This is a genomic window from Haemophilus haemolyticus, from assembly GCF_001679045.1.
Taxonomy (GTDB): domain Bacteria; phylum Pseudomonadota; class Gammaproteobacteria; order Enterobacterales; family Pasteurellaceae; genus Haemophilus; species Haemophilus haemolyticus.
Window position 1 is genome coordinate 46,290 of sequence record NZ_LYCK01000001.1, and the last position, 26,245, is coordinate 72,534.

Annotated in this window: 27 protein-coding genes and 1 riboswitch; of the genes, 14 read left to right on the forward strand and 13 right to left on the reverse strand. The window is 38.8% G+C overall.

The features are described from left to right. Positions 1-20: 20 nt before the first annotated feature. From A8M50_RS00280 to A8M50_RS00295, 4 genes are all read left to right on the forward strand, one after another. A complete protein-coding gene (locus tag A8M50_RS00280; protein WP_005646869.1) occupies positions 21-1,577 on the forward strand; it encodes a phosphoethanolamine transferase in 1,557 nt (518 codons plus the stop codon). Between the two features lie 69 nt (positions 1,578-1,646). Then, positions 1,647-2,162: a signal peptidase II gene (gene lspA, locus A8M50_RS00285; RefSeq protein ID WP_005646863.1), complete on the forward strand. Its 516-nt coding sequence runs from the start codon at positions 1,647-1,649 to the stop codon at positions 2,160-2,162. Continuing rightward, positions 2,159-3,103 carry a 4-hydroxy-3-methylbut-2-enyl diphosphate reductase gene (gene ispH, locus A8M50_RS00290; protein WP_005634483.1) on the forward strand — a complete coding sequence of 315 codons (945 nt, stop codon included), beginning with the start codon at positions 2,159-2,161 and terminating at the stop codon, positions 3,101-3,103. The genes lspA and ispH overlap by 4 nt, the downstream gene beginning before the upstream one ends. Before the next feature lie 170 nt (positions 3,104-3,273). After that, positions 3,274-3,621, forward strand: coding sequence for a ComEA family DNA-binding protein (locus A8M50_RS00295; RefSeq protein WP_005646772.1), 348 nt, complete (start codon positions 3,274-3,276; stop codon positions 3,619-3,621). A gap of 28 nt (positions 3,622-3,649) precedes the next feature. Here A8M50_RS00295 and copM read toward each other — a convergent pair whose 3' ends face one another. After that, entirely contained in the window at positions 3,650-4,027 is a 378-nt protein-coding gene (gene copM / locus A8M50_RS00300) for a CopM family metallochaperone (RefSeq protein ID WP_005646823.1), read from the reverse strand. Between the two features lie 107 nt (positions 4,028-4,134). Between copM and A8M50_RS00305 the strand changes: the two genes are divergently transcribed. The 5 genes from A8M50_RS00305 to bioB all read left to right on the forward strand — a co-directional run bounded on the left by A8M50_RS00305 (position 4,135) and on the right by bioB (position 8,929). Beyond that, on the forward strand, positions 4,135-4,377 hold the full coding sequence (locus A8M50_RS00305; protein ID WP_005646776.1) for a Maf family protein: 243 nt from the start codon (positions 4,135-4,137) through the stop codon (positions 4,375-4,377). A gap of 38 nt (positions 4,378-4,415) precedes the next feature. Next, positions 4,416-4,503: riboswitch (TPP riboswitch) on the forward strand. Between the two features lie 51 nt (positions 4,504-4,554). Then, positions 4,555-5,553, forward strand: coding sequence for a thiamine ABC transporter substrate binding subunit (thiB, locus tag A8M50_RS00310; protein WP_005646791.1), 999 nt, complete (start codon positions 4,555-4,557; stop codon positions 5,551-5,553). Between the two features lie 4 nt (positions 5,554-5,557). Continuing rightward, entirely contained in the window at positions 5,558-7,174 is a 1,617-nt protein-coding gene (gene thiP / locus A8M50_RS00315; RefSeq protein ID WP_005646757.1) for a thiamine/thiamine pyrophosphate ABC transporter permease, read from the forward strand. Beyond that, the gene (thiQ, locus tag A8M50_RS00320) at positions 7,158-7,805 is read left to right on the forward strand and encodes a thiamine ABC transporter ATP-binding protein (RefSeq protein WP_005646783.1); all 648 of its coding nucleotides are present in this window, start codon (positions 7,158-7,160) and stop codon (positions 7,803-7,805) included. Before thiP ends, thiQ begins: the two co-directional genes overlap by 17 nt. 119 nt (positions 7,806-7,924) lie before the next feature. After that, positions 7,925-8,929 (forward strand): biotin synthase BioB, encoded by a 1,005-nt coding sequence (gene bioB, locus A8M50_RS00325; RefSeq protein WP_005646734.1) that lies wholly within the window; start codon positions 7,925-7,927, stop codon positions 8,927-8,929. A gap of 53 nt (positions 8,930-8,982) precedes the next feature. On the opposite strand, the gene A8M50_RS00330 is transcribed toward bioB, so the two are convergent. The 5 genes from A8M50_RS00330 to A8M50_RS00350 all read right to left on the reverse strand — a co-directional run bounded on the left by A8M50_RS00330 (position 8,983) and on the right by A8M50_RS00350 (position 13,556). Then, on the reverse strand, positions 8,983-9,660 hold the full coding sequence (locus A8M50_RS00330; RefSeq protein ID WP_005646766.1) for a DUF799 domain-containing protein: 678 nt from the start codon (positions 9,658-9,660) through the stop codon (positions 8,983-8,985). Continuing rightward, positions 9,657-10,067, reverse strand: coding sequence for a DUF4810 domain-containing protein (locus tag A8M50_RS00335; protein WP_005646778.1), 411 nt, complete (start codon positions 10,065-10,067; stop codon positions 9,657-9,659). Before A8M50_RS00335 ends, A8M50_RS00330 begins: the two co-directional genes overlap by 4 nt. Before the next feature lie 10 nt (positions 10,068-10,077). Further along, positions 10,078-10,746 carry a CsgG/HfaB family protein gene (locus A8M50_RS00340; RefSeq protein ID WP_005646802.1) on the reverse strand — a complete coding sequence of 223 codons (669 nt, stop codon included), beginning with the start codon at positions 10,744-10,746 and terminating at the stop codon, positions 10,078-10,080. A 62-nt stretch (positions 10,747-10,808) separates the two neighbouring features. Further along, positions 10,809-12,806 (reverse strand): transketolase, encoded by a 1,998-nt coding sequence (gene tkt / locus A8M50_RS00345; RefSeq protein ID WP_005646815.1) that lies wholly within the window; start codon positions 12,804-12,806, stop codon positions 10,809-10,811. 111 nt (positions 12,807-12,917) lie between these two features. Next, entirely contained in the window at positions 12,918-13,556 is a 639-nt protein-coding gene (locus A8M50_RS00350) for a YtjB family periplasmic protein (protein ID WP_032826609.1), read from the reverse strand. Between the two features lie 56 nt (positions 13,557-13,612). Between A8M50_RS00350 and serB the strand changes: the two genes are divergently transcribed. From serB to A8M50_RS00370, 4 genes are all read left to right on the forward strand, one after another. Next, positions 13,613-14,557 carry a phosphoserine phosphatase gene (gene serB / locus A8M50_RS00355; RefSeq protein WP_005646764.1) on the forward strand — a complete coding sequence of 315 codons (945 nt, stop codon included), beginning with the start codon at positions 13,613-13,615 and terminating at the stop codon, positions 14,555-14,557. 17 nt (positions 14,558-14,574) lie between these two features. Next, positions 14,575-15,066, forward strand: coding sequence for a YajQ family cyclic di-GMP-binding protein (locus A8M50_RS00360; RefSeq protein ID WP_005629625.1), 492 nt, complete (start codon positions 14,575-14,577; stop codon positions 15,064-15,066). 295 nt (positions 15,067-15,361) lie between these two features. Continuing rightward, on the forward strand, positions 15,362-16,309 hold the full coding sequence (corA, locus tag A8M50_RS00365) for a magnesium/cobalt transporter CorA (RefSeq protein WP_005629627.1): 948 nt from the start codon (positions 15,362-15,364) through the stop codon (positions 16,307-16,309). Further along, positions 16,309-16,854 carry a YggT family protein gene (locus A8M50_RS00370; protein WP_032826611.1) on the forward strand — a complete coding sequence of 182 codons (546 nt, stop codon included), beginning with the start codon at positions 16,309-16,311 and terminating at the stop codon, positions 16,852-16,854. Before corA ends, A8M50_RS00370 begins: the two co-directional genes overlap by 1 nt. Before the next feature lie 74 nt (positions 16,855-16,928). Here the strand turns inward: A8M50_RS00370 and nrfD are convergent, their stop codons facing one another. The 7 genes from nrfD to A8M50_RS00405 all read right to left on the reverse strand — a co-directional run bounded on the left by nrfD (position 16,929) and on the right by A8M50_RS00405 (position 25,802). Continuing rightward, entirely contained in the window at positions 16,929-17,894 is a 966-nt protein-coding gene (nrfD, locus tag A8M50_RS00375) for a cytochrome c nitrite reductase subunit NrfD (protein WP_005646751.1), read from the reverse strand. Next, the gene (nrfC, locus tag A8M50_RS00380; protein WP_005646741.1) at positions 17,891-18,568 is read right to left on the reverse strand and encodes a cytochrome c nitrite reductase Fe-S protein; all 678 of its coding nucleotides are present in this window, start codon (positions 18,566-18,568) and stop codon (positions 17,891-17,893) included. The genes nrfD and nrfC overlap by 4 nt, the downstream gene beginning before the upstream one ends. After that, positions 18,565-19,215, reverse strand: coding sequence for a cytochrome c nitrite reductase pentaheme subunit (gene nrfB, locus A8M50_RS00385; RefSeq protein ID WP_005634454.1), 651 nt, complete (start codon positions 19,213-19,215; stop codon positions 18,565-18,567). The genes nrfC and nrfB overlap by 4 nt, the downstream gene beginning before the upstream one ends. A 72-nt stretch (positions 19,216-19,287) precedes the next feature. Continuing rightward, a complete protein-coding gene (gene nrfA / locus A8M50_RS00390; RefSeq protein ID WP_005646755.1) occupies positions 19,288-20,811 on the reverse strand; it encodes an ammonia-forming nitrite reductase cytochrome c552 subunit in 1,524 nt (507 codons plus the stop codon). Between the two features lie 255 nt (positions 20,812-21,066). After that, positions 21,067-24,978 (reverse strand): ATP-dependent RNA helicase HrpA, encoded by a 3,912-nt coding sequence (gene hrpA, locus A8M50_RS00395; RefSeq protein WP_005646798.1) that lies wholly within the window; start codon positions 24,976-24,978, stop codon positions 21,067-21,069. After that, positions 24,975-25,349, reverse strand: a complete 375-nt coding sequence (locus tag A8M50_RS00400; protein ID WP_005646825.1) for a DUF423 domain-containing protein — start codon at positions 25,347-25,349, stop codon at positions 24,975-24,977. Before A8M50_RS00400 ends, hrpA begins: the two co-directional genes overlap by 4 nt. Next, complete coding sequence (locus tag A8M50_RS00405; RefSeq protein ID WP_032826612.1) at positions 25,350-25,802, reverse strand: DUF441 domain-containing protein; 453 nt, start codon at positions 25,800-25,802, stop codon at positions 25,350-25,352. It abuts the gene before it with no gap. A gap of 255 nt (positions 25,803-26,057) precedes the next feature. On the opposite strand from A8M50_RS00405, the gene A8M50_RS08935 reads away from it, so the two are divergent. Continuing rightward, a partial coding sequence (locus A8M50_RS08935; RefSeq protein WP_216818622.1) for a hypothetical protein occupies positions 26,058-26,245 on the forward strand: 188 nt, incomplete at its 3' end.

Here is a 26,245-nt window from a genome sequence, read left to right on the forward strand (position 1 = left end):
TACAAAAGGAAGTAGAGATTATGTTAGGAAAAGAAATGATTCACTCTAAAACAATGTGGTTTTATCTCTTATTGTTTGTTTTCTCCATTTTTACCAATATGGGGTTGGGTAATGTATTAAGTGAGAATATTCCCGTTTCAGATTACGCAATTTTATTTGTTATCACGGCGATTTCTTTTTATTTTACCCCTTGGATTGGGAGAATATTAATCACTGTATTATTCCTCAGCGCGCTATTTTATTGCTCTGCTGGTTTTTTCTATGGTATTCCATCTTTGGGTATTATCGCTTCTGTTTATGAAACGAATATTAATGAAACCTTGGAATATTACACGACTATTCCTTTTTGGATATTTTTATTTCAAGCTAGTTATCTCATCCTATTTGTTGCTTTAATGAAATTAAGTTTTCATGCTAAACAACAAGCATTTAAATGGATAAATACTGTTTCTATCGGCATATTATTAGTTTTGTCTTACAATCAATTTTCTGATTGGAACTATGCGTATAAATTCCGTTTTTATCCCGTTCTTTTCTACTCAGAATTTGATCGTATGAATGATCTGTATTTAGAACAACGAGATTTTCTAAATCAATCCGTTAACGCGCCTTCTCAATGGGATATTCAATCTTTTACGCCAAAATATAAAAATTATATTTTGATTATCGGTGAAAGCATGCGAAAAGATTATATGTCGTTATATGGTTTTCCATTGAAAACCACACCATTTTTAGAGCGTGTGAAAGGCACTGTTTTTGAAAATTATTATTCTGCGGCACCGAATACGCAACCGTCTTTACAACGTACCTTATATCGAGCAGATAAAGGGGAAACGGTTTATACGGATAATATTATTTCTTTAGCCAAAAAAGCGGGAGTGAAAACCTATTGGATTTCTAATCAAGGCAAAATTGGTGAATTTGATACGATGGCCTCTCGTATTGGTCAAAGTGCAGATGAAACGATTTTTATGAAGCCGTTAGGTTATAACTCTAAAAAAGTTTATGACGATGAAATGTTACCTGTATTAGATAAAGCCTTAAAAGAAAATATTACGAATCCAAAATTAATTGTGATTCATTTAATGGGCTCACATCCAGCCTTTTGCGAGCGTCTTCCTTACGAGGTTAAAAATTATTTTATTAATCAATCTATGTCTTGTTATTTAGAATCGATTAAATATACGGATCAGTTTTTAGAAAAATTAAATTCTCAATTAGTGGCGCAAAATGAACCCTATTCGGTGATTTACTTTTCTGATCATGGGCTTGCTCATTATGAGGATTCTAAAGGCTTATCATTGCATCCAAATAATCTTTATAAACAAGATTATGAAATTCCTTTCGTTATGTTTTCGAGTGATAGCCAAAAGGTAGAAAAAATAAAAACGCCACAATCTGCATTTAATTTTGTTTATGGTTTTGCTGATTGGATGGGAATTAAGGAAAAACATTTACAAGGCGTGGATTTCTTCCATCCTGAAAAACAGGAAATTAAGGTATTTGATTGGAAGAAAGTGGTGAATGTCAAAGAGTTGGCTGATGATCCAGCAAAATTACCAGAAGCCGTTCAGTAAATGAGATCGTGCTTTATCATTTATCGGCTTATGCTAGAATTAGCGCAATTTTTTTAAAAGGGAAATAGTATGTCCAAAAAATCAGGGCTTTCATTTTTATGGTTAAGTGCGGTCGCTTTCGTGGTTGATTTGCTCACTAAATACATTGTGGTACAAAAATTTGATTTGTATGAAAGCGTTAATGTATTGCCTTTTTTTAATCTCACCTATGTCCGCAATTATGGTGCGGCATTTAGTTTTTTAGCAGATCATAGTGGTTGGCAACAATATTTCTTTATTTTGTTAGCATTGGCTATTTCTGGCATGTTGGTTTATTTTTTAGCAAAAAATAATGCTGAACAAAAAATCCAAAATTCTGCTTATGCACTGATTATTGGGGGGGCGCTAGCAAATATGGTGGATCGCGCTTATAACGGTTTCGTCGTAGATTTCTTTGATTTTTACTGGGATATTTACCATTATCCAGTGTTTAATATCGCCGATATCGCCATTTGTATTGGCGCAGGGTTATTAGCATTGGATGCTTTTAAGAGCGAAAAGAAAAAAGTGAAAGATAAACAAGCGGAAAAGTGCGGTCAGAAATGAAGATAATTTTAGCGAATCCACGAGGATTTTGTGCCGGTGTAGATCGTGCCATTAGTATTGTTGAACTAGCCTTAGAAATTCATGGCGCACCGATTTATGTTCGTCATGAAGTGGTGCATAACCGATTTGTTGTGAACGGATTGCGTGATCGTGGCGCGATCTTTGTGGAAGAATTAAGCGAAGTACCTGATGGCGCTATCGTTATTTTTTCTGCGCATGGCGTATCTCAAGCCGTTCGACAAGAAGCGAAAGATCGTAATCTCAAAGTATTTGATGCAACTTGTCCTTTGGTGACTAAAGTGCATATGCAAGTTGCGCGCGCAAGTCGAAAGGGAACAAAAGCGATTTTGATTGGGCATAAAGGGCACCCTGAAGTTGAAGGCACAATGGGGCAGTATAGCAACGAAGATGGCGGTATTTTCCTGATTGAAAAAGTAGAAGATATTGCGCGTTTGCCAATGCAAGAAAATGATGATTTAACCTTTATGACGCAAACAACTTTGTCGCTAGATGATACGGCTGAAACCATTGCTGCATTAAAGGAAAAATATCCCGCTATTCAAGGACCACACAAAAACGATATTTGTTATGCGACAACCAATCGTCAAGAAGCGGTGCGAGAATTGGCAAAATTATCAGATTTAGTGTTGGTTGTGGGTTCTAAAAACTCATCAAATTCAAATCGTTTAGCTGAATTAGCGTCTCGAATGGGGGTTAAATCACAGCTTCTTGATGATCCTTCCGATATTCAAGCTGACTGGTTTAATGATGTGAAAACCATTGGGATTACAGCTGGCGCGTCTGCACCAGAAGAATTAGTCCAATCGATTATTTCCCGCTTAAAAGAGTTTGGTGCGAATACCATAGAAGAACTACAAGGTTTAGAAGAAAATATGTTCTTTGAAGTTCCAAAAGAGCTGAGAATAAAAGAAGTTAACTAATCTTAAGGGCTTGTCGTAAATGATAAGCCCTTTGTTTTTTCATGCAAATTAAGAATTTTTGCGATCTGAATCGCAGAAGTGCGGTAAGAATCTTGAGCGTTTTCTTGAAAGTATAAAAAATGACTGTGTTGATATGCTCGTCAACATGTTCATATTACAAGGAAACCTCTATGAAATTAATGAAAACATTATTTACTTCAGTTGTATTGTGTGGCGCGCTGGTTGCCTCTTCGGCTTTTGCTGAGGAAAAAACTGCAGAGCAGGCTGTTCAACCTGTTGTGGCTACTCAAACTGAGGCTCAAGTTGCACCGGCTACTGTGAGTGATAAATTGAATATCAATACGGCAACCGTTAGTGAAATTCAAAAAGTCTTAACAGGAATCGGTGCTAAAAAAGCAGAAGCGATAGTGCAATATCGTGAAAAACACGGTAATTTCACGAGTGCTGAACAACTATTAGAAGTGCAAGGGATTGGTAAAGCAACGCTTGAAAGAAACCGTGATCGAATTACTTTTTAATTTTAAAACCGCTTATGAATGCCCTGTTTTACAGGGCTTTTTTATTGTGCACTTTAAGCCATTTTTGCATTTGTTCAATTTCTGCTTGTTGTGCGTTAATAATATTCTCAGCAAGCTTACGCATCTCAGGATCTTTTCCGTATTTTAATTCAACTTCCGCCATTTTTACTGCGCCAATATGGTGTGGCAACATACCTGCTGCAAAAGCAACATCAGGATCTTTATATTGCATGGCTGCCATCATGTCTTGATGCATTTGATTCATACCTTGCATTAATTCTTGTTGCATTGCAGAACCTGTCGACATTGGCATATTCATGTGTGCTTGATGCGGTTTTTCATTAGCTTGGGCACAAATTGAAACTGCAGCAGCGCTAAGTGTGATAAAAGTCATAAGTTTTTTCATGTTTTTCTCCTATGTGATAACTGAATGAGCACGAATCATAAACCTTGACCTAAGGTTAAAGTCAATATTTATTCCGAAAATTTTTGGTGAGATATTAAAATAAGACAATGTTTGATATGAGGGACAGAATTACGAAGCAAAGATTTGTACTTGCCACGGGCAATAAAGGCAAAGTAAAAGAAATTGCAGATGTATTAGCTGATTTTGGTTTTGAAGTCATTGCTCAGACAGATTTAGGCATTGAAAGCCCAATCGAATCACCTTTTAATTTTAAAATAGCTTATGGATGCCCTGTTTTACAGGGCTTTTTTATTTTTTTCAGAAAATGTAGAAAGTTTATTTCTTTTTAAAAATCCGTTGGCAAGCCTAATAAATTTTAATACACTAAAAAGCCTAGTCGGGGTGCAATATGCTGAGATCATACCCGTGAACCTGAAACAGTTAATACTGACGTAGGAAACTAGGAATACAACCTTATCTCCTTCCCGTCATTATTGCTGCCTTTTGATATAAATAAGGATGTAATAATGAAACTTCTTAAATTAACCTTAATTTCTACCGCACTTTTTTCCACCGCGGCATTAGCCCAATCACAGCAAAGTGTTAACGTATATAGCTATGATTCTTTCACGTCTGAGTGGGGAGCAGGTCCAAAAGTAAAACAAGATTTTGAAAAAGCACATCCGCAATGCACTATTAATTTTACGCCTTTTGAAAGTGGTGGCGTGTTACTCAACCGTGTTCGTTTGGAAGGAAAGAAAACCAAAGCCGATATTGTGCTAGGTTTAGATAACTTTGTTTTAGAACAAGCTGAAAAAACAGGTATTTTCACGCCAAATAAAGTGGATTTAACTCAGCTGGATTTACCAACAAAATGGACGAATAAAACATTCTTGCCTTTCGATTTCGGTAACTATGCTTTTGTGTATGACAAAACTAAATTACAAAATCCGCCGAAAAGTTTGAAAGAATTGGTTGAACGCCAAGATATCCGTGTAATTTATCAAGATCCTCGTACCAGCAGTGTGGGTCGTGGTCTATTGGTTTGGATGAATGCAATTTATTCTGCGGACAAAATTCAATCTGCTTGGAAAGCGTTGGATAAGCATACGGTAACAGTGGGTAAAGGTTGGTCTGATACTTACGGCGCATTCTTAAAAGGCGAAGCGGATTTAGTGCTAAGTTACAGCACATCACCACTTTATCACCAACTTTTTGAGAAAAAAGATAATTATGCAGCGACTGATTTTGCGGAAGGGCATATCACTCAAGTGGAATTAGCGGCTCGAGTCGCCAACCATCCAAATCAATGCGCGGATGATTTTATGGCATTTTTAATTTCACCTACGGCACAAAAAAATATTGTGACAGCCAATATTATGTTGCCAGTCATTCAAGGTGAAATTGAACCGCACTTTGATGCGCTTAAAGCTCAACAAAAAACTCAAACTCCAATCAATCCAATGGTGAATGCGGAACACTTAAAAAATTGGATTAGCACTTGGCAAACTACATTAACAAAATAGTTTGATGTTGTCGTTATTTCATCATCCACAACTCCGCCCTCGTCATTATGTGAGCGGGGTTGTTGTCATTAGTTTCATTACTCTTTTTTATGGTAGCGCATTAAGTTCGATCTTTGCATTGGGCGATGAATTACAATGGAAAACTTGGTTCACGGATGATTATCTACAGCATCTCATTCTTTTCAGTTTTGGGCAAGCCTTACTTTCTACCATTTTATCTATTTTTTTTGGTCTGCTCCTCGCTCGAGCATTGTTTTATCAACCATTCTCAGGAAAAAAATGGCTATTAAAATTAATGTCGCTAACTTTTGTCTTACCTGTTTTAGTGGCAATTTTTGGTTTGATCGGCATTTATGGTTCAAGCGGTTGGTTAGCTTGGTTTGCTAACCTTTTTGGAATGCCGTGGCAGGGACATATTTACGGGCTCTCGGGTATTTTAATTGCCCATCTTTTTTTCAATATCCCGCTGGCAGCGCAACTTTTCTTACAAAGTTTGCAAAGTATCCCTTATCAGCAACGTCAGCTTGCTGCGCAACTCAATTTGCAAGGTTGGCAATTCGTTAAATTGGTGGAGTGGCCTGTTTTTCGTCAGCAATGTTTGCCCACCTCCAGCTTGATTTTTATGCTTTGCTTCACCAGTTTTACCGTTGTTCTTACGCTAGGAGGGGGGCCTCAATATACGACATTAGAAACCGCAATATACCAAGCGATTTTATTTGAATTTGATCTGCCAAAAGCAGCGCTTTTTGCCATGTTGCAATTTATATTTTGCTTAGTTTTATTTAGCTTAACATCGCGTTTTTCTCCCTCTAATCAAAATGGCTTGAGCAATAGTAATCCTTGGTTTGAGAAACCTAAAAGTGCGGTCAAAATTTTCCATGTTTTTGTCTTACTTATTTTTATATTTTTCCTTTTTTCGCCAGTGTTGAATATTCTTGTCAGCGCATTGAGTTCACCAAGTTTGCTCACAGTTTGGCATAATTCTCAACTTTGGCGTGCGTTAGGCTATTCACTTTCTATCGCGCCCTTGTCCGCATTGATTGCATTAATGATGGCGATTGCCTTATTGCTTTTATCACGCCGTTTAGAATGGTTGCATTATCAAAAAATTGCTCAATTTATTATTAATGCTGGAATGGTGATTTTGGCAATCCCGATTTTAGTACTCGCAATGGGGCTATTTTTATTATTACAAGAGCGGGATTTTTCGAATATTGATTTGTTTGCTATAGTTGTATTTTGCAATGCGTTAAGTGCAATGCCTTTTGTTTTACGTATTTTGAGCGCACCTTTTCATAATAATATGCGTTATTACGAAAATCTGTGTAATAGTCTGGGAATTGTGGGTTGGCAACGTTTTTATCTGATTGAGTGGCAAACTTTACGTGCGCCATTGCGCTATGCTTTTGCTTTAGCCTTGGCGCTATCTTTAGGGGATTTTACGGCTATTGCGTTGTTCGGTAATCAAGAGTTTACTTCTCTACCGCACTTGTTATATCAGCAGCTAGGTAATTATCGTAATCAAGATGCCGCTGTAACTGCAGGGATGTTATTATTGTTTTGTGGCATATTGTTTGCCTTTATTCACACACATAGGGATGCCGATGATTTATCTAAATAATGTGATTTTGAACGATAAAACCTTACCGATGTGCTTTAATTTGAGCGTAAATGCTGGCGAGCGTGTCGCAATTATTGGCGAAAGTGGGGCAGGGAAAAGTACGTTATTGAATTTAATCGCTGGATTTGAATTTCCTCATCAAGGAGAAATTTGGTTAAACGATAAAAATCATACTCGTAGCGCACCTTACGAGCGTCCGGTTTCCATGTTATTTCAAGAAAATAATTTATTTCCTCATTTAACCGTACAGCAAAATCTTGCGTTGGGTTTAAAACCTTCTTTAAAATTAACTGCACTTGAACAGGAAAAAATTGAACAGGTCGCTTGTTCTGTAGGATTGGGCGATTATTTACAACGTTTACCGAATTCTCTTTCAGGTGGTCAAAAACAACGAGTGGCATTGGCGCGTTGTTTATTGCGAGATAAACCCATCTTGTTATTAGATGAGCCTTTTTCCGCATTAGATCAGAAACTTCGTGTAGAAATGCTAGCTTTGATCGCTAAACTTTGTGATGAGAAACATCTGACGTTGTTACTTGTTACTCACCAACCATCGGAATTAGTTGGTACGATAGATCGAGTATTGTTGGTGGAAAATGGTCAGATAAGTCAATTGCAAAAAGAGACGTAAAATTATATAGATTTTATAACCGATGAATCTATTCATGGCTATCGATACTAGCTTATACACTGAATGAATATAAGATACAAAAATGCGGTGATTATTCACCGCACTTTCAAAGGAAAAATATGTTAACTGAAAAACTACAAATTAACTCCATTACACCACATCCAAGCGTTGAATATTGGTCTGTTTGCAAAGTTGAGGCGTTATTTGAAACGCCGTTTTTGGAATTAGTTTACCGAGCTGCGCAAGTTCATCGTAAGCATTTTAATCCTCGAGCGATTCAGTTATCCACGTTAATGTCTATCAAAACGGGGGGATGTCCAGAAGATTGTGGTTATTGCCCTCAATCAGCCCGTTATCATACTGGTGTACAAAATCAGCAGTTATTAGATGTTGATGAGATCGTCGCGAAAGCAAAAATTGCGAAAGCGCGTGGAGCGGGGCGTTTCTGTATGGGGGCAGCTTGGCGAGGCCCTAAGCCAAAAGATATTGAGAAAGTCACAGAAATTATTAAAGCAGTGAAATCTCTTGGTTTAGAAACTTGCGGTACTTTTGGTTTATTGCAAGATGGTATGGCAGAAGATTTAAAAGAAGCTGGTTTAGATTATTACAATCATAATCTTGATACAGCACCAGAACATTATGCAGAAGTGATTGGTACTCGCCGCTTTGATGATCGTCTTAGCACGTTAGGAAAAGTGCGCAAAGCTGGGTTAAAAGTGTGTTGTGGCGGCATTGTGGGAATGAATGAAACCCGTAAAGAACGGGCTGGATTAATCGCGAGCCTTGCAAATCTTGATCCGCAACCTGAGTCAGTGCCGATTAATCAACTCGTTAAGGTTGAAGGTACACCGTTAGCCGATGCGGAGGAATTAGATTGGACAGAGTTTGTGCGAACGATTGCTGTTGCACGTATTACTATGCCAAAAAGTTATGTTCGCCTTTCTGCAGGCCGTAGTGGTATGAGTGAAGAAATGCAAGCGATGTGTTTTATGGCTGGTGCAAATTCAATTTTCTATGGCGATAAATTACTTATCACAGGTAATCCAGAAGAAGATGGCGATCAGTTATTGATGGCAAAATTAGATTTAGAGCCAGAAAATGCGGAAAATAAAAAAGCTTCTTGAATATCAAGAAGCTAATTATTTAAGGGGCTGACGTAGATTAGCCCCTAACTTTTTTATTTTTGTTGAGGCTGTAATTGTGGATCTTGTCCATACAATGGATGTCTAGGACCATAAAGCAAACAACCATTGCAAGGTCCATTAAGCATATTTCCTGTCGCCCACGCAGCAACCTTGTACCCTTTATCGGATACATTGTTCGCAATTTGTTTTACTACAGCAGTAATTAGCATTACGATGGCATTACCGTTGTTATTGCGATCTGCATCGTCTGCGTAGCCTTTACCTTCCCATAAGGTTTTACCACTACGTAAGTCAACAAGTTTACCACTTACTCTTACTTTAGTTACACTATCAAATACTTGGTAATTCACACCGTAATCATCTACATTAATGTAAAGAACTGCATCAGCACCAAAAATATCACGTAATTTTTGTAGATTTACATTATGGATTTCTTGAGCCTGTGTTAAACCATTGTGCTTAAAAGTTTCATACACAAGGGCAGGAGGGAAAACATAATACCCCTCTTCCGCTAATGGAGAAATTGTATGTGCCAATACAGCAGGAGAACCTTTAACATCATTTGTTGTATCCGTAGGAAGTAATACCAAGATAGAACGTGGTTTACTTTCCTGATAGTTTGTATAGTCATAAGGCGTTGGTTTCATTGTTGAACAGGCAGAAAGCAAAAGGGTACAAGCCATTACCAAATAGAGAGAGATTTTTTTCATTTTTTCGCTCCTTTTTTCACTTTTTTATTTCCAGTGCTTTCTGTACTCGTATCCACTTTTTTTCCTTTATTTAACAAGAAGTTAATATATTGGGTTGATTCAGGAAATAAAGTCATTTCTTTTTGATAGGCTTCTGCCATTTTGCCAGCATTGCCTAATTGACCATATAAAAGACCAATCTGCGCATACAGACCTGGTGGTACTTTTTTACCGCTATCAAGTTGAGCAATTTCTTCTAATTTCTGAAGCTGTTCTTGTGGATCGCCGTCTTGAGTTAGATATTGGTATACGGAAGTTGGATAGGTATCTCCATTCCAAGTATACAATGTATTTGGTTTACTGCCTGATGAACAGGCAGTCACCACAGCAACAGCTGATAAGCAAATAAAAAGTTTTAGTTTATTCATAATAAAATCCTTAATTTGAAGGCTTCCATTGACCTGATTCAACACCAGAAACAAGGTTATTTACGGCTTCACGAATGGCTAAATCTAATACTTTACCATTAAGAGTTGAATCATAACCTGCGGTGCCACCAAAACCTAACACTTCACGGTTTGAAAGATTATATTCACCAGCACCTTGAACAGAATAAACCACTTCTGAAGTTTGAGTATTCACCACATTCAATGTTACTTTTGCATAAGCCACTTGTTGTTTGCCGCGACCTAAAATACCAAATAATTGCTGATCACCTACTGTTTTACGACCAAATTCAGTCACATCGCCAGTCACCACATAATTCGCGCCTTTTAATTTTTGTTTTTGACCTTTGATTTTTGCTTCTGTCGCCGATTCTGACATATTGGTGCGATCCAACACACTAAAACGACCTGATTGTTGTAAGTGAGACACTAAAATGGTTTTGGCTTGATTACCTAATTGATCCATGCCGTCAGAGAATACGCCATTGTTATAGCTTGAACGATTATCAAATTTACCCACAGAAATAGGGGCTTTCACACCGTTATACGCGGTGTTATAGCTCGTTACTTTTTGAACTTCAACAGTACGAGAACCCTCGGTTGCACAACCAGATAAAGCTAAAACGCTGACAGATAATAAGATTGGATAGAGTTTTTTCATTACAGAATCCTTATAATATAAAGTGATAAAAAAGCTCCTTGAGTTATCAAGGAGCTTTCATTTTAAAGAATTTCTTTCGCTTTCGCTATCACGTTTTCAACAGTGAAGCCAAAGAGTTTGAATAATTGATCCGCTGGTGCGGATTCACCGAAGCTATTCATACCGACAACACGGCCGTTGAATCCAACGTATTTATACCAGAAGTCAGAAATACCTGCTTCGATTGCAACACGTTTGGTTACAGCTGCAGGTAATACGCTTTCACGGTATGCTGCATCTTGTTTATCGAAACGGTTAGTGCTTGGCATAGAAACGACACGTACTTTTTTACCTTCAGCGCTTAATGCTTCAGCCGCTTTCACCGCTAATTCAACTTCAGAACCTGTTGCAATGAAGATTAACTCTGGAGTACCTTCGCAGTCTTTTAATACATAAGCACCGCGTTTAACTGCATCTAATTGTGCAGAAGTGCGGTCCATTTGTGCTAAGTTTTGACGGGTAAAGATCAACGCACTTGGGCCATCTTGACGTTCAACCGCTTGTTGCCATGCGATAGCTGATTCCACTTGGTCACATGGGCGCCATGTTTCAAGGTTTGGAATTAAGCGTAGTGATGCAGTTTGCTCAACTGGTTGGTGAGTTGGACCATCTTCACCTAAACCGATAGAGTCGTGAGTATAAACGAATAATGAGCGTTGTTTCATTAATGAAGCCATACGCACCGCATTGTGTGCATATTCGTAGAACATTAAGAAAGTTGCGCCGTAAGGAATGAAACCGCCATGCAAGGCAATTCCGTTCATAATCGCTGACATACCAAACTCACGCACACCGTAGTTGATGTAGTTTCCACCTACGTTTTCGTGTGCACGAATTGGTTTAGAACCACTCCATAAGGTTAAGTTAGAGCTTGCTAAGTCTGCTGAGCCACCTAAGAATTCAGGTAACACATGAGCATACGCTTCGATTGCATTTTGTGATGCTTTACGGCTTGCAATGCTCGCTGGATTTGCTTGTAATTTCTCAATGAACGCTTTGGATTCAGCCGCCCAGTTTGCTGGTAATTCACCGTTTACACGACGTGTAAACTCTGCGGCAAGTTCAGGATATGCTTTTGCATAAGCGGCAAATTTTTCTTCCCAAGATTTTTCTGCTGCAGAGCCTTTCTCTTTTGCAGACCATTCAGCATAGTACTCAGCTGGAATTTCAAATGGAGCATATTCCCAGCCCAGCGCTTTACGAGTTAAAGCGATTTCTTCATCGCCTAATGGGGCACCGTGACAATCATGTGACGCTGATTTGTTTGGTGAGCCAAAACCAATGATCGTTTTACAAATAATTAAAGTCGGTTTTTCTTTTTCTGATTGTGCAAGTACAACAGCATGACGAATTTGTTCTGCATCGTGGCCATCCACATTACGGATTACTTGCCAGCCATAAGCTTCAAAGCGTGCAGCAGTATCATCACTGAACCAACCATCAACATGACCATCAATTGAAATGTTGTTGTCATCGTAGAATGCGATTAATTTACCAAGGCCTAAGGTTCCCGCTAAAGAGCAAGCCTCGTGAGAAATCCCTTCCATTAAACAGCCATCACCTAAGAACACATAAGTGTGGTGATCAACGATTTCATGGCCTTCACGGTTAAATTGACCTGCTAATGTTTTCTCCGCAATCGCCATCCCTACCGCATTGGTGATACCTTGGCCTAACGGACCTGTTGTGGTTTCAACACCTGGTGCATAACCATATTCTGGGTGACCTGGGGTTTTAGAATGTAATTGACGGAATTGTTTTAAATCTTCGATAGAAAGATCATAGCCAGTTAAATGTAAAAGGCTATAAATCAACATAGAACCATGGCCGTTAGAAAGTACAAAACGATCTCGGTCTGCCCATTTAGGATTGGTCGGATTGTGTTTTAAAAAGTCGCGCCATAATACTTCAGCAATATCCGCCATCCCCATTGGTGCACCGGGGTGACCAGATTTAGCTTTTTGCACAGCATCCATTGATAAGAAACGAATTGCATTGGCTAATTGTCTACGAGTTGCCATTTTATTCTCCTGTTATAATTCGCTTTGAAAAAATAATCTTGCGCATTCTACCTTATTTCTGAAGGAAATTTAGCAAAAATCCGCACTCAATTTAATAGTTTGTGACAATAATCAAATTCTACGGCGACGCTGGTGAAAACGCGTGCTACTCGATTTTACTTTCAAATTTACCGCACTTTCTTTCTCTTTAGATTTGCGGTAAGTCCGTCGATAGTGACTTAAAAAATAATGAATAGAGCTTGCCATCACCGCGCCAAGTAAAAAGACAATAATAAGCTCACCATATAATTGGTGAAAAATTTGATTAATTTTTGATTGGTTAGATTGCGTATATTGCGCATCAATGGTGACGCGTAAAAATCCTTTAATGCCGCTTTGGGCGTAAAGTGGCTCTACAATTTGTTGATTGTTTGCATCAGGTGAATTGCGCATTTCGCGACTTTGAGCCAGTAATTTTCCTTCGCCATCATATAAGCTCGCATCTAAAATAAAGTCTTCTTTGACTATTTGATCAAGATTGTCCGTTAATTGCTCTGTTTTGGCATTGTTTGTGAGTAAAACTGAAAATAAATTGGCTTGCTGACGAACCAAAATATGTGAGATGTTCGCCACTTGGTTTACGCTCGCAAATTGTGAACTTAGCTTAAATTGTTTTACACCAAATAATATAACGCCAAGTGCAGTTAGGCTTAGCACAATAATCGTTGCAAGCATGGTTGATTTGATTAGTTTTTCTTTAATTATTTGCACTTTTTCAACTCACATCGGTTAAAATCTTTTCAGTCGCCACAATTTACAGGATTTTTATGCAAATTCAACGTTTCGAAAGCATTACACAAAAATACCCAGAACTTCCTACCGCACTTTTGGCTAATGAGGAACCTATACAGAACGGAGAACCTTTTATCTTATACGGCACAAAGTTGGACATGAGTACGCTGGAAAAATTTCAACAAAAGTGCGGTCAAAATTTTCAGATTTTTGATGTTTGGATGGTGGAGCAAAATATTGTCGTTTTATTGAAAGGCCAGTGGTTTGTTGATTTCGTTAACTTTGCTCATGATGTTGAAGTAGATATAGCTAAATTAGATTTTTGCCCTAAATTATCTCAAGCTGGGTTGTTGGTGATGGATATGGATTCTACCGCTATTCAAATTGAGTGTATTGATGAAATTGCGAAACTAGCGGGTGTTGGCGAACTTGTTTCTGCGATTACGGAAAGTGCAATGCGAGGTGAATTAGATTTCGAGCAAAGTTTGCGTCGTCGAGTGGGTACATTAAAAGGTGCACCAGAAAGCATTTTGCAGCAAGTTAGAGAGAATTTACCGCTAATGCCCGGATTAGTTGAAACGATCCAAACCTTACAGAAATATGGTTGGAAAACCGCAATTGCCTCAGGCGGATTTACTTATTTTGCGGATTATTTGAAAGACTTATTACAGCTTGATTTTGCGGCATCAAATCAATTTGATATTGAGGATGGAAAACTCACAGGCTTAGTTAAAGGTGATGTGGTTGATGCCCAATTCAAAGCTAAAACATTGCAACATTTGTTAGAGGAATACGGTATTGATTCACAATATTCTATTGCTATTGGCGACGGGGCAAATGACTTGGCAATGATGAATGTGGCTGGGTTAGGCGTTGCGTTCCACGCTAAACCTAAAGTGCAACAACAAGCGCAAATTGTGGTAAACTTCGCCGACTTAACCGCACTTTTATGCCTTTTAAGTGCCAATGATCGAATTTAATAAAATGGGAGAAGACTATGCCATCTTTTGATATTGTTTCTGAAATCACTTTACACGAAGTCCGTAATGCAGTGGAAAATGCAAACCGTGTGCTTAGCACGCGTTATGATTTTCGTGGTGTAGAAGCGGTAATTGAATTAAATGAAAAAAATGAAACGATTAAAATTACCACAGAATCTGATTTCCAACTTGAGCAATTAATTGAGATTTTAATTGGATCTTGTATTAAACGTGGTATTGAGCATAGTTCTTTAGATATTCCTGCAGAAAGTGAACACCACGGTAAACTTTATAGTAAAGAAATCAAACTTAAACAGGGTATTGAAACAGAGATGGCGAAGAAAATTACTAAATTAGTAAAAGATTCTAAAATCAAAGTTCAAACTCAAATTCAAGGTGAGCAAGTGCGTGTGACAGGTAAGTCACGCGATGACTTACAGGCAGTCATTCAACTTGTTAAAGGCGCTGAATTAGGCCAACCATTCCAATTTAATAATTTTAGAGATTAGTTTTCAAATAAGGGCGAAATGTTGCAATAGTTTTTTGATAAAACTTGACGAACACCGCTTTCAAGCGTAACATTCGCCCGATTTTTTAACGAGAAGGACACACACTTTGGACAGTCATAGTCGATACCGAATATCGCTCTAGACGCCCGCCTTTTTATTATCGGCGCGCGTTCGCCGGTAAATTTACCGTTGTTTCGGCATCTCTTAACGAAAACTTTGCGATTTTTCACCGCACTTTCGTTTCTTCTTTAATTTGTTCACTGTTAGCTGTTCATAATCCTATAAGGAGTATGAAATGATCAACGCGTTTGCTATCAATGATTCCCGCTTGGTTCGCATTGACGAAGACCAAACTGATCTCAATACTGCCATTTGGCTTGATTTACTTGAGCCAACAGGCGAAGAACGTGAAATGCTACAAGAAGGCTTAGGCCAGAGCTTAGCATCTTTTCTAGAATTGGAAGATATCGAAGCTTCCGCCCGTTTCTTTGAAGATGAAGATGGTTTACACCTTCACTCATTTTTTTATTGCGAAGATGAAGACAATTATGCTGATTTAGCGAGCGTCGCTTTTACTATTCGTGATGGTCGTTTATTTACGTTGCGTGATCGCGAACTACCCGCATTCCGTTTATATCGTATGCGTTCACGTAGCCAGCGTTTATTAGAATGTAATTCTTATGAAGTTTTACTGGATTTATTTGAAACGAAAATTGAGCAATTAGCGGACGTGATTGAAAACGTTTATGCAGATTTGGAAGAGTTGAGTCGTGTTATTTTAAACGGAAAACAAGATGAAGCCTTTGATGAAGCATTAAATACACTCACGGAACAAGAAGATACGAGCTCAAAAGTTCGTTTGTGTTTGATGGATACTCAACGTGCACTAGGTTTCTTGGTTCGCAAAACTCGCTTACCAACAAATCAGTTAGAACAAGCACGAGAAATCTTACGAGATATTGAATCTTTGCAACCGCATAATGAATCCTTGTTCCAAAAAGTAAACTTTTTAATGCAAGCTGCAATGGGTTACATCAATATTGAACAGAACAAAATTATGAAATTCTTCTCTGTTGTTTCTGTGATGTTCCTTCCTGCAACATTAGTTGCATCCACTTATGGTATGAACTTTGATTTTATGCCTGAATTACATTTTAAATATGGTTATCCAATGGCAATTGGATTAATGATCGCAGCAGCATTGACGCCATATATTTATTTTAGAAGAAAAGGATGGTTATGATGGAATTATCCCAAACCGCATTATTTATTGGATCAATTATTAATCTTTATGCACTTGTATTAATTTTACGAGCTTGGTTACAGTTTGCTCGAGTGGATTATTACAACCCTGTTTCAACATTTGCAGTCAAAATGACTGATCCAGTATTAAAACCTCTGCGTAAAATTGCGCCTACCGTGAAAAATATCGATACTTCTGCTTTACTGCTAATATTTATTATCGGTATGTTAAAAGGTATTATTTATTTTGGTTTATCAGTAAATGTACTCTTAATATTGGGTGTGTTAACTGTATTGAAAAGCATTGGCTTAGCAATTTTTTATGTGCTTTTTATTGGGGCTGTTTTAAGTTGGTTTAATCGTGGTAATAGCCCTGTGATTTATGCGTTTTATCAACTCTCAGAACCACTTTTAAGACCTATCCGTCGATTCCTACCAACATTAGGTATGATTGATTTTTCCCCTATGGTCATCGTATTTATCTTATTGTTCTTAAATAACCTAATGCTTGATATGTTAGGTGGACTTTGGATGATTGCTGGTTAGAGACCAGTAGGTTATTTTAAACAAGAAAAAAGGCGTATTTATTAATACGCCTTTCTTATACACATAATTCTGATTTATGCTACTGTTAATTGTCCCGCATATAAAACAAAGAAACGTAAACAGAATACCCCAATTAAGTCAAAAATTGACACCAAGATAATAAAATTACGGTTGTATTTTAAACGGTCATTAACAAACATATTGGCGATTAATGGAATCAAGATACCAATAAAGAATACCCCAATCCAGAATACCGCACCCCAGAAACCAGATAATGCATTATGTAATGCAACTGTTTTTTGGCCACCACCAAAATGTAAGCCAACGAAGAAGCACACAAGCAAACCAAGCTCTGTCACCATAATTGGTACTTCAAATTTATGGATGAAGTGCGATTCGTGAGAATCACCTTTTAATTTTCCCGCAATCAAGATAATTAAGAAGGTTGCAGCAATACCAGATGATGTACCAGAAGCTAAGAATAATGCCGGTAATACTGGGTTATTCAACATCGGATAGCTGATCAATGCAGAAAGTAAGAACCCTGTGTATGCACCAAGTACAGCAGCCAATATGAAAAGAATAACTTCGACTGGACTTGCAATACGTTCTGCAATACCGATGAGTTTCATCACAAATTGCAGTTTTGGCATAAAGCGATTAATTAATGCTTCGATTTCTTTTTTGAAAATCACCACTCCCCAAACTACTAAAAACAACATATAGATTTGGAATAGCATGACCCCCATCGACATTACGGAGTTAAATTGATAGTTAAACATCAATTTCCAGAATGTCCAAGGTCTTGCTAAGTGGAAAACTAATAGCGTTAAACCAATTAATGTTGGCACAGATCCCAAAATCACACCGGATCGAATAATCCAATTTTGACTTGGATTCATTAATTTATTACTACGTTTATAAGCAATTGCCAACTGCACCGCACCAGATGAGATCCCCAATAAAAACAAGTAGATCGCAATGGTAGAATCCCACACTAGATTAGGCGTATGAAATGGAACTGGATAATCTAATGTCATCTTCTAGGCTCCCCATGTTGGAATGGAATGTGGTACAAGTTTGGTTGTGTACCTAACTCCACTTTAGTGCGATAAACCGGTTTTTCTTTCACTTTACGTGAAACTGCACTCATTGGATCATTCATGTCGCCAAAGGTTAATGCTTTGGTTGGACAAGCTTCCACACAAGCTGGCTGTTTACCATTAGCTAAATTTGTATCGCGGCAGAAGTTACATTTATCTGCGGTACGATGTACTGGATGAATAAAACGTACACGATATGGGCAAACTGCTATACAGTATTGGCAGCCTACGCATAAATCTTTATGTACATCTACAATGCCGGTCTCTTTATCAATAAAAGATGCACCAGTTGGACAAACTGCTACGCAAGGTGCGTTTGTACAATGTTGGCAAGATTGACGGAAGAACTCATATTCCTGATTTGGAAATTCACCGTAAGGTTCACTGCGTAGAATCTCTAAGCGAGAAACGCCTTCTGGCACTTGGTTTACATCACGGCATGCATCCATACAGGCTGTACAGCCGATACACGAATTTTCATCGTGTATCATTGCGTAACGTTTAGGTTTATCCGCCTTGTCTTCTTTCGCAAAAGAAGGTAAAGATGTTCCCGTCATAAGGATCACTGCCCCCATGCCGGAAACAAAGTTTCGGCGTGAGCAGGCTGTCATTGTTTATCCTTTTGTTCGGTTAGTTTATCTTGTTCAGCTTTACGTTTTTGTTGTTCACCATGGCAATCTACGCAAAGTTTAACGCGTTGTTTTGGTTGAATACCTTTCATTGCGTCTTCTTTAGGGTGAAGCGTATGGCAACTTGCACAAGGTAATTTCATTGCGTGTACATCATGCGCCCATAGTTTTTCACGAAGTTTGTCAGGTTGGTGACAAGCAAAACAAACTTGGTTTTGTTCTTGAACTGAATACATCGGTTTTTTATTACCGAAAATATCCCCTTCAAAACGCATGACATCTTTAGCACCACGACGGTGATTTTCAGAAACGTTACCGTGACAGCTTACACAAGTAATTGCTTTACCGTTATTTGGATTTTTCTTATCTAAGTGTGCGCCATGGAATTTACCAAAGTGGAGTTCGCCACCAGACTGATCTACAGTTTGGTTTTTATCTACTTTGTCGAATTTATGGCATTTAGCACAATATTGATTTGGATCGCGTTGGTTATCTAATTGCGGTTCATAAGTAAAATGATCTGCAGGTTTTTGTGCATCATCAGCATGAGCCAAAAATGGCGCTGCTACAAATGCCGCACTTAACGCTAACGCTTTTGCAGATTTGTTGATTAAAGAAGTTAAATTCATTCTGATTACCTCAAATATATGGTTAAAAATGACCGCACTTCGACACTTTAGTTACAAAGTGCGGTTCTTTTTTTATTGTTTTGTTGCGGTATCTTCAGCTAATTTGCCATTGCCTTTCGCTTCTTTTACCCATTGAGGTACAACAGTTTCTAAGAATTCTTTTTTCGCTTTACGTTCTTTCTCGATATCAATACCCATTACTTTCCATGCTTTATCAGCTGTAGAAATATCTGGTACTTCAACTGGAGTTTTCACGCCATGTTTAGTTAAGATTGCTGCAAGTTTAGTGCGTGCATCCGCTGCTTTGTCTATACCAGAACCTAATACGCGAAGCATTACATCAGGTGCGTGCATGTGACCACCGTGGCTTGCTGCTGTGTAGTCCCAACGCCATTGAGCGTGACGGATATCCATTAAAACAGGTTCCATTTCTTCTTTAGTTGCACCTGCATCCCATGCCGCTTTCGCTTCAAAGTGAGCACGAACAAGTTGATCTTCTAAACGACCCATTACATCTTTCACTTCTTTTTTACGTGAAGTGACGATATCGCGTAATTTTTCTTTGCTTTGATCGTGACAGTTTGCACAAGTGCGGTCAAATGCATCGAATGGATTTTGGATTTGGTGGTCAGTATAAACTTTACCGTCTTTACCTTGTACTTTTGGCATGTGACAGTCTACACAAGTTACCCCATTTTTACCGTGCATACCTAAAGACCAAATTTCAAAGTCAGGGTGTTGAGCTTTTAACATTGGTGCTTTAGAAAGGCTATGAGTCCAGTCGCTGAAGCCGATTTCATCGTAGTATTTTTCGATATCATCAACGGTTTGACCTTTATTCCAAGGGAAGGTTACTTGTTTGATATCGCCTGCGAAGTAGTATTCAACGTGACAGTTTGCACAGATTTCAGCGCGTTTTTCAGTACGAGCTGCAGTGTTGAAACTTAAATTATTGTGTGGGCGACCTTCTGCTTTATCTTTTTCAGCAGTTGCTTTTTCTAAAGCGTCAAGGGCGCGTAATACGTGTGGACGAGCAATACGTAATGCTGGTTTGCCTTCAGCAAAATCTTTAGAGGTCGTATCGTGACAGTCAGCACAGCCGATTGAGTTCACGATTTCTGGACCACCTTTTGCCCATTTCGTATTGAAATAATCTTTTTCACCCCATTCCGCAATTAAACGTGGAACATCAGGGCCTTTACATGTCCAACATGCCATTGGTTGTGGACCATCATTTGCTGTTTTTGGTGCACCTGTTCTTAGAATGTTACGAACATCAGTTACTGCATAAACGTGACCACGAGGTGCATTATATTCTTTCGCGAAAGAATAACCGCCCCATAACACGATTAAACGAGGGTCTTGTTCATCTGCATAGATGATTTTGTCGCCTTTTTCAGTCGCTTTCCACGAATTGAATTGGCTAGGATATTTTTCAGCAAATTTTTCATTCACTGCTTCGATTTTTAAATTAGGGTTTGGTGCTTCCACAGGTTGGTCAACAGGCTTATATACCATTTCAGCCATCGCTGAGTTGTATACACCTAAAGCTGCGAAAGAAGTGGCCAAAACAAGGCTTTTTCTCAATGCGTTCACGATAATTACTCCATTTGTTGTAATAAAAAGGTTAGGTTAAATAGAAAGTTGAGAATTATTCTTAATGACACATAAAATATGTGGATATAGATTCATTCGCGCGTAACATACCAAAAGAAAAAAGTTTTTCCACTCGTATAACTAAAAAATGTGAGATTGATCAACATTATTTCTCAAAATACTTACAAAGAGGTATTGGGTGTTTTGAATAAATTAAGGCGGTTTATACCGCCTTAATTTTGAGTATTATTATCATTAATATTGACTAATAATATTTGCTATTCTTTTATCCGATATTTGATATTTTGTTCCTATCTGTTGAGCAAATAAACTGACGCGTAATTCTTCAATCATATAACGAATCTCTGCCACCTCATCAGAAATTGGTTTAGATTTTGGCAGTTTAGCCAGCAATTGTTGGTAAGCCTGTTGCACTTGTTCCACGCGTAGCATAGCGGCACGATCGCGATTCACATCTTGAGCCAGTTTATCGATACGTTTATCAACGGCTTGTAGATAGCGCTGTAAATCCGGTAGGCGATCATAACCGCTCTTTTGCACAAAACCTGGGTAAATCAGCCCGCTTAATTGCTCCTTAATATCAGAAAAGGCAAAAGCCATGGTAAAATCCATTTTGCCTTTTAAACGTTGGTTTAAGGCATGGTTAAGAGACAGAATTTGCTCCACTTTCTGCGCAATATCCACGGTCACTTCGTTAAGGTTTTCTCGCACGAAATCACGCAATTTTTCAAAGCCAGCTTCATCCCAAACAAAGCCGCCAAAATCGGCAATTAGTTTATCTACGGCACAGGCGATACAGTCATCTATCAAATCTAACACGCGACCGAACGGGGTAAAATACAGACCCAATTTAGCTTTATTCGGCAATTTTTCATGCAGATATTTAATTGGTGACGGTACATTGAGCAGCAACAGACGACGCAAACCTTGTTGCATAGCCACCGATTGCTCAAACTCTGTTTCAAACAGTTTGATACCCACCGCATCTTTTTCATCCACAATGGCAGGAAAGGCTTTCACACTGAAACCGCGCTGTTTTTGTTCGTAGCATTGTGATAAATCTGCAAAACTCCAAATATGTAGCCCACTTTGTTCAATGCCATCATCTGCCACAGCAGAAATACTTTCCTGCACACGATCTTTTAAGTTGAATTTCAGCTCGTCCAAATTCATGGATTCGGCGATTTTCTTGCCGTTTTCATCCACCACGCGGAAAGTCATTTTTAAATGACTTGGAATTTGTTCCCAATTCCAATGTTCCGCTTCTACGGTAACGCCCGTCATACGACGCAATTCATAAATCAACGTATCCAACAACGATTTTTCCAACGGCACGGCACGCCCTAAAAAGGCTTGCGCATAATTAGGGGCCGGCACGAAATTGCGTCGATAAAATTTAGGCAGAGACTTAATCAGCGCGATGACCAGTTCTTCCCGTAAACCCGGAATTTGCCAATCAAAACCCGTCATTTCCACTTGGTTGAGCAACGGCAACGGAATATGAACCGTCACGCCATCCGCATCAGTACCCGGTTCAAATTGATAAGTTAATTTGAGTTTCAAATTGCCTTGATGCCAGAAATTCGGGAAATCCAGCTTGCTTACTTGTTCTGCATCATCATTAATCAAAAATGAGCGTTCAAAATTAAGCAGCTGAGGATCTTGTTTTTCCGCCTTTTTCCACCAGGTATCAAAATGCTTTTGGGAAACTACTTCCGTGCCAATACGCTGATCGTAAAATTCAAAAAGCGTACGATCATCCACCAAAATATCGCGGCGACGACTTTTGTGTTCCAACTCTTCTACTTCTTGAACAAGTCGTTGATTTTCTTTGAAGAATTTATGTTTGGTATTCCAATCCCCTTCCACCAAGGCGGATTGAATAAAGATCTCACGGCTCACCGTTGGGTCAATAGCACCGTAATTCACTGGTCGCGCAGCCACAATCGGCACACCGTAAAGCGTCACTTTTTCGTCTGCAATCACGGCGCCACGAGATTTCGACCAACGTGGTTCGGAATAGGATTTTTTAATTAAATGCTCAGCAAGTGGCTCAATCCATTCTGGCTCGATTTCCGCTACCAGGCGCCCCCAAAGTTTGGAGGTTTCCACTAACTCTGCCGCCATCACCCATTTTGGTTGTTTTTTGAAAAGTACTGAGTTCGGGAAAATTGCAAAATGGGCATTACGTGCGCCAAGATATTGTTGTTTCTCCGCTTCTTTTAAACCGATATGAGAAAGCAAACCGCTTAAAAGTGCGGTATGAATTTGCTGATATTCTGCTTTTTCAGAATTAATCGGTAAGCCCATTTCACGCACGGTTAAACGAATTTGATGATAAATATCCTGCCATTCACGAATACGTAAATAATTTAAGAAATCCTTTTGGCATTGACGACGGAATTGATTTTTACTCAATTCTTTTTGTTGTTCTTGTAGATAACCCCAAAGATTGAGGAAAGCCAAGAAATCTGATTTTTTATCGGCAAAACGACGATGTTTTTCATCGGAAGCCTGTTGTTTTTCTTGTGGGCGTTCGCGAGGATCTTGAATAGATAACGCAGCGACAATAATCATTACTTCATGCAACGCACCTTGTGAGACTGCGCTCAGCAACATTTTTGCTAAACGTGGATCCACAGGGAGTTGAGCTAATTGACGACCTGCAGCCGTTAATTGACGTTTCTCGCCTGATTTGGTGCGAACCATTTCAAACGCACCCAATTCTTCCAACAGTTTTATCCCATCTTGAATATGGCGTTTATCTGGCGCATCCACAAATGGGAAGGCTTCAATATCGTCCAAACCCAATGCCGTCATTTGCAAAATAACGGAGGCTAAATTGGTGCGTAGAATTTCAGGATCGGTAAACTCTGGACGAGAATTAAAATCCTCTTCCGAATATAAACGAATACAAATCCCTTCACTCACACGACCACAGCGGCCTTTACGCTGATTAGCTGATGCCTGTGAAATGGGTTCAATCGGTAAACGTTGTACTTTGGTGCGATAGCTATAACGGGAAATGCGCGCTGTACCTGGGTCAATCACATATTTAATGCCCGGCACAGTCAATGAAGTTTCCGCGACGTTGGTCGCCAACACGATGCGATTTAATCCACTTGGATGGAAAATTTTATTCTGTTCTTGCGCAGAAAGACGTGCAAAGAGCGGTAGAATTTCCGTGTGTTTTAGATTTTGTTTTTGTAAAGCTTCGGCGGTATCGCGAATTTCACGCTCACCATTCATAAAAATCAAAATATCACCACGGCCTTCTGCTTGCAGTTCATCCACCGCATTAAGAATGCCTTGTAGCTGATCTTGGTCGTCTTCTTCCACTACAGGACGATAACGCACTTCAACAGGATAGGTTCTGCCCGAGACTTCGATAATCGGCGCATTGTTAAAGTGTTTAGAAAAGCGTTCTACATCAATGGTTGCAGAAGTGATGATAAGTTTCAAATCACGACGACGTGGTAAAAGCTGTTTCAGATAACCGAGAATAAAATCGTTATTTAGGCTACGTTCGTGCGCTTCATCGATAATCAAACAAGAATATTGGTTGAGGAAACGATCGTTTTGAATTTCCGCTAACAGGATCCCGTCAGTCATCAACTTGGTTTGTGTATCATCACTGATTTGATCGTTAAAACGAACCTTATAACCGACTAAACCGCCAAGCTCCGTTTCCAGTTCTTCCGCAATACGTGCAGCCACAGAACGCGCGGCAATACGGCGTGGTTGAGTATGACCAATCATGCCCAAATTGCCGAAACCTAATTCCAAACACATTTTCGGCAACTGCGTGGTTTTACCCGAACCAGTTTCCCCTGCCACCACAATGACCTGATGTTCAGAAAGCAGTTTTTGAATTTCTGCTTTGCGTTGGCTAACCGGCAGGCTTTCCGGAAAAACAATGGGATTTTGCACCGCACTTTTCCGTTGTTCTACACGTAATCTTGCTTGTTCAATTTGCTGTTGGATTTCAGCTACAACAGCTTTTTGAGCCTCTTGGCTTTTAATTTTTCCAATACCATGAATACGGGCGGATAAGCGACGTTGATCCACCAGCATGATGTCATTTAATTGAGAAAAAAGAGATTGTTGTAAAGGGCTTAATGCGTGTTTTACCGATCTGTTTTTCATAGCGATTTACTTTTGAAACTTCCGTAAGCTAAGCTAATCCATCCGATTAAAAATAAAGTCCCACCAATAGGCGTAATCCACACGATTACATTGCTTGCTCCGAAAGCGAGGGCGTATAAACTTCCACTAAATAATAAGGTTCCAATTAACCAAGAAGACATGGATAATCGGGCGAATTTGTTGTCACGTAAAGCAGATAATGCAACGGCAAGTACTGCAATGGTATGGAACATTTGATATTTTAAACCCGTATCAATCCATGATAATGCTTTGGCTTCTAATACATGGCTTAAACCATGTGCCGCAAATGCGCCTAGTGCGACACAGAAGAAGCCGCTTAAAGCTGCAAGAGTGAGATATTTGTTTTTCATTTAAATTTTCCCTAAAAGTAAAGCTAATATACCTGCAGCAATAAGTGGACCAACAGGAATCCCACCTAAAAATGCTACACCAATAATTGTGCCGATAAGCAAGCCAGTGACTAAAATCGGTTGTTCACCCATTAAAGGAACACCTTTGCCTGCAAGCCATGCCACAAGCACACCAACGGAAATGGAAAGTGCCATTTTCCAACTAAGAAAACCTGATAAATCAGGCAACTGAATTTTTCCAGAAACTAAGGGGCTTAAAACTCCAATGGTTAAAATAATGATACCAATTTTAACGCCATATTTTTCGAGCAAAGGAATATGAGAAGATAAAAAAGTTTGCTGCATGATAAGTAATACGGCAGCTGAAATGGTAATTGCGCTGTTGTGACTAAGTAATCCGAGAATAATTAAAATCACCAGCAATAAGGCGATCATATTGAATTGTAACGACATACTTAAAAAGTGCGGTGAAAAAATTTTTAAGGAGTATTCTATCATGAAAATACATGGAATGACTGTACACACCATTTATTTAGAAAATTGTATTTAGAATCAACAAATGTTAATAGTTTTCATTTATTTTTTGGTTTTTTTTGTTTATCATACCTAGGAGTTTTTATTGGAATTCATTGTTAATGAGGCATCATGTAGTCAGTATGATTTCAATGAAAGCGTTAGTCTATATCTTTATATTTAAAGGAAAAAGTTATGAAACCAACGTTAAAAACAACCGCATTAGCGATGTGTATTGCACTAAGTTTGACTGCTTGTAAATCTACTTCAAATTCTGGAGATGCTCGTCCAACACCAGTTCAACCAGAAGCAGCTAAAGCTAAAGAGGCCGCAGAAGCAGCTAAAGCTAAAGAGGCAGCAGAAGCAGCTAAAGCTAAAGAGGC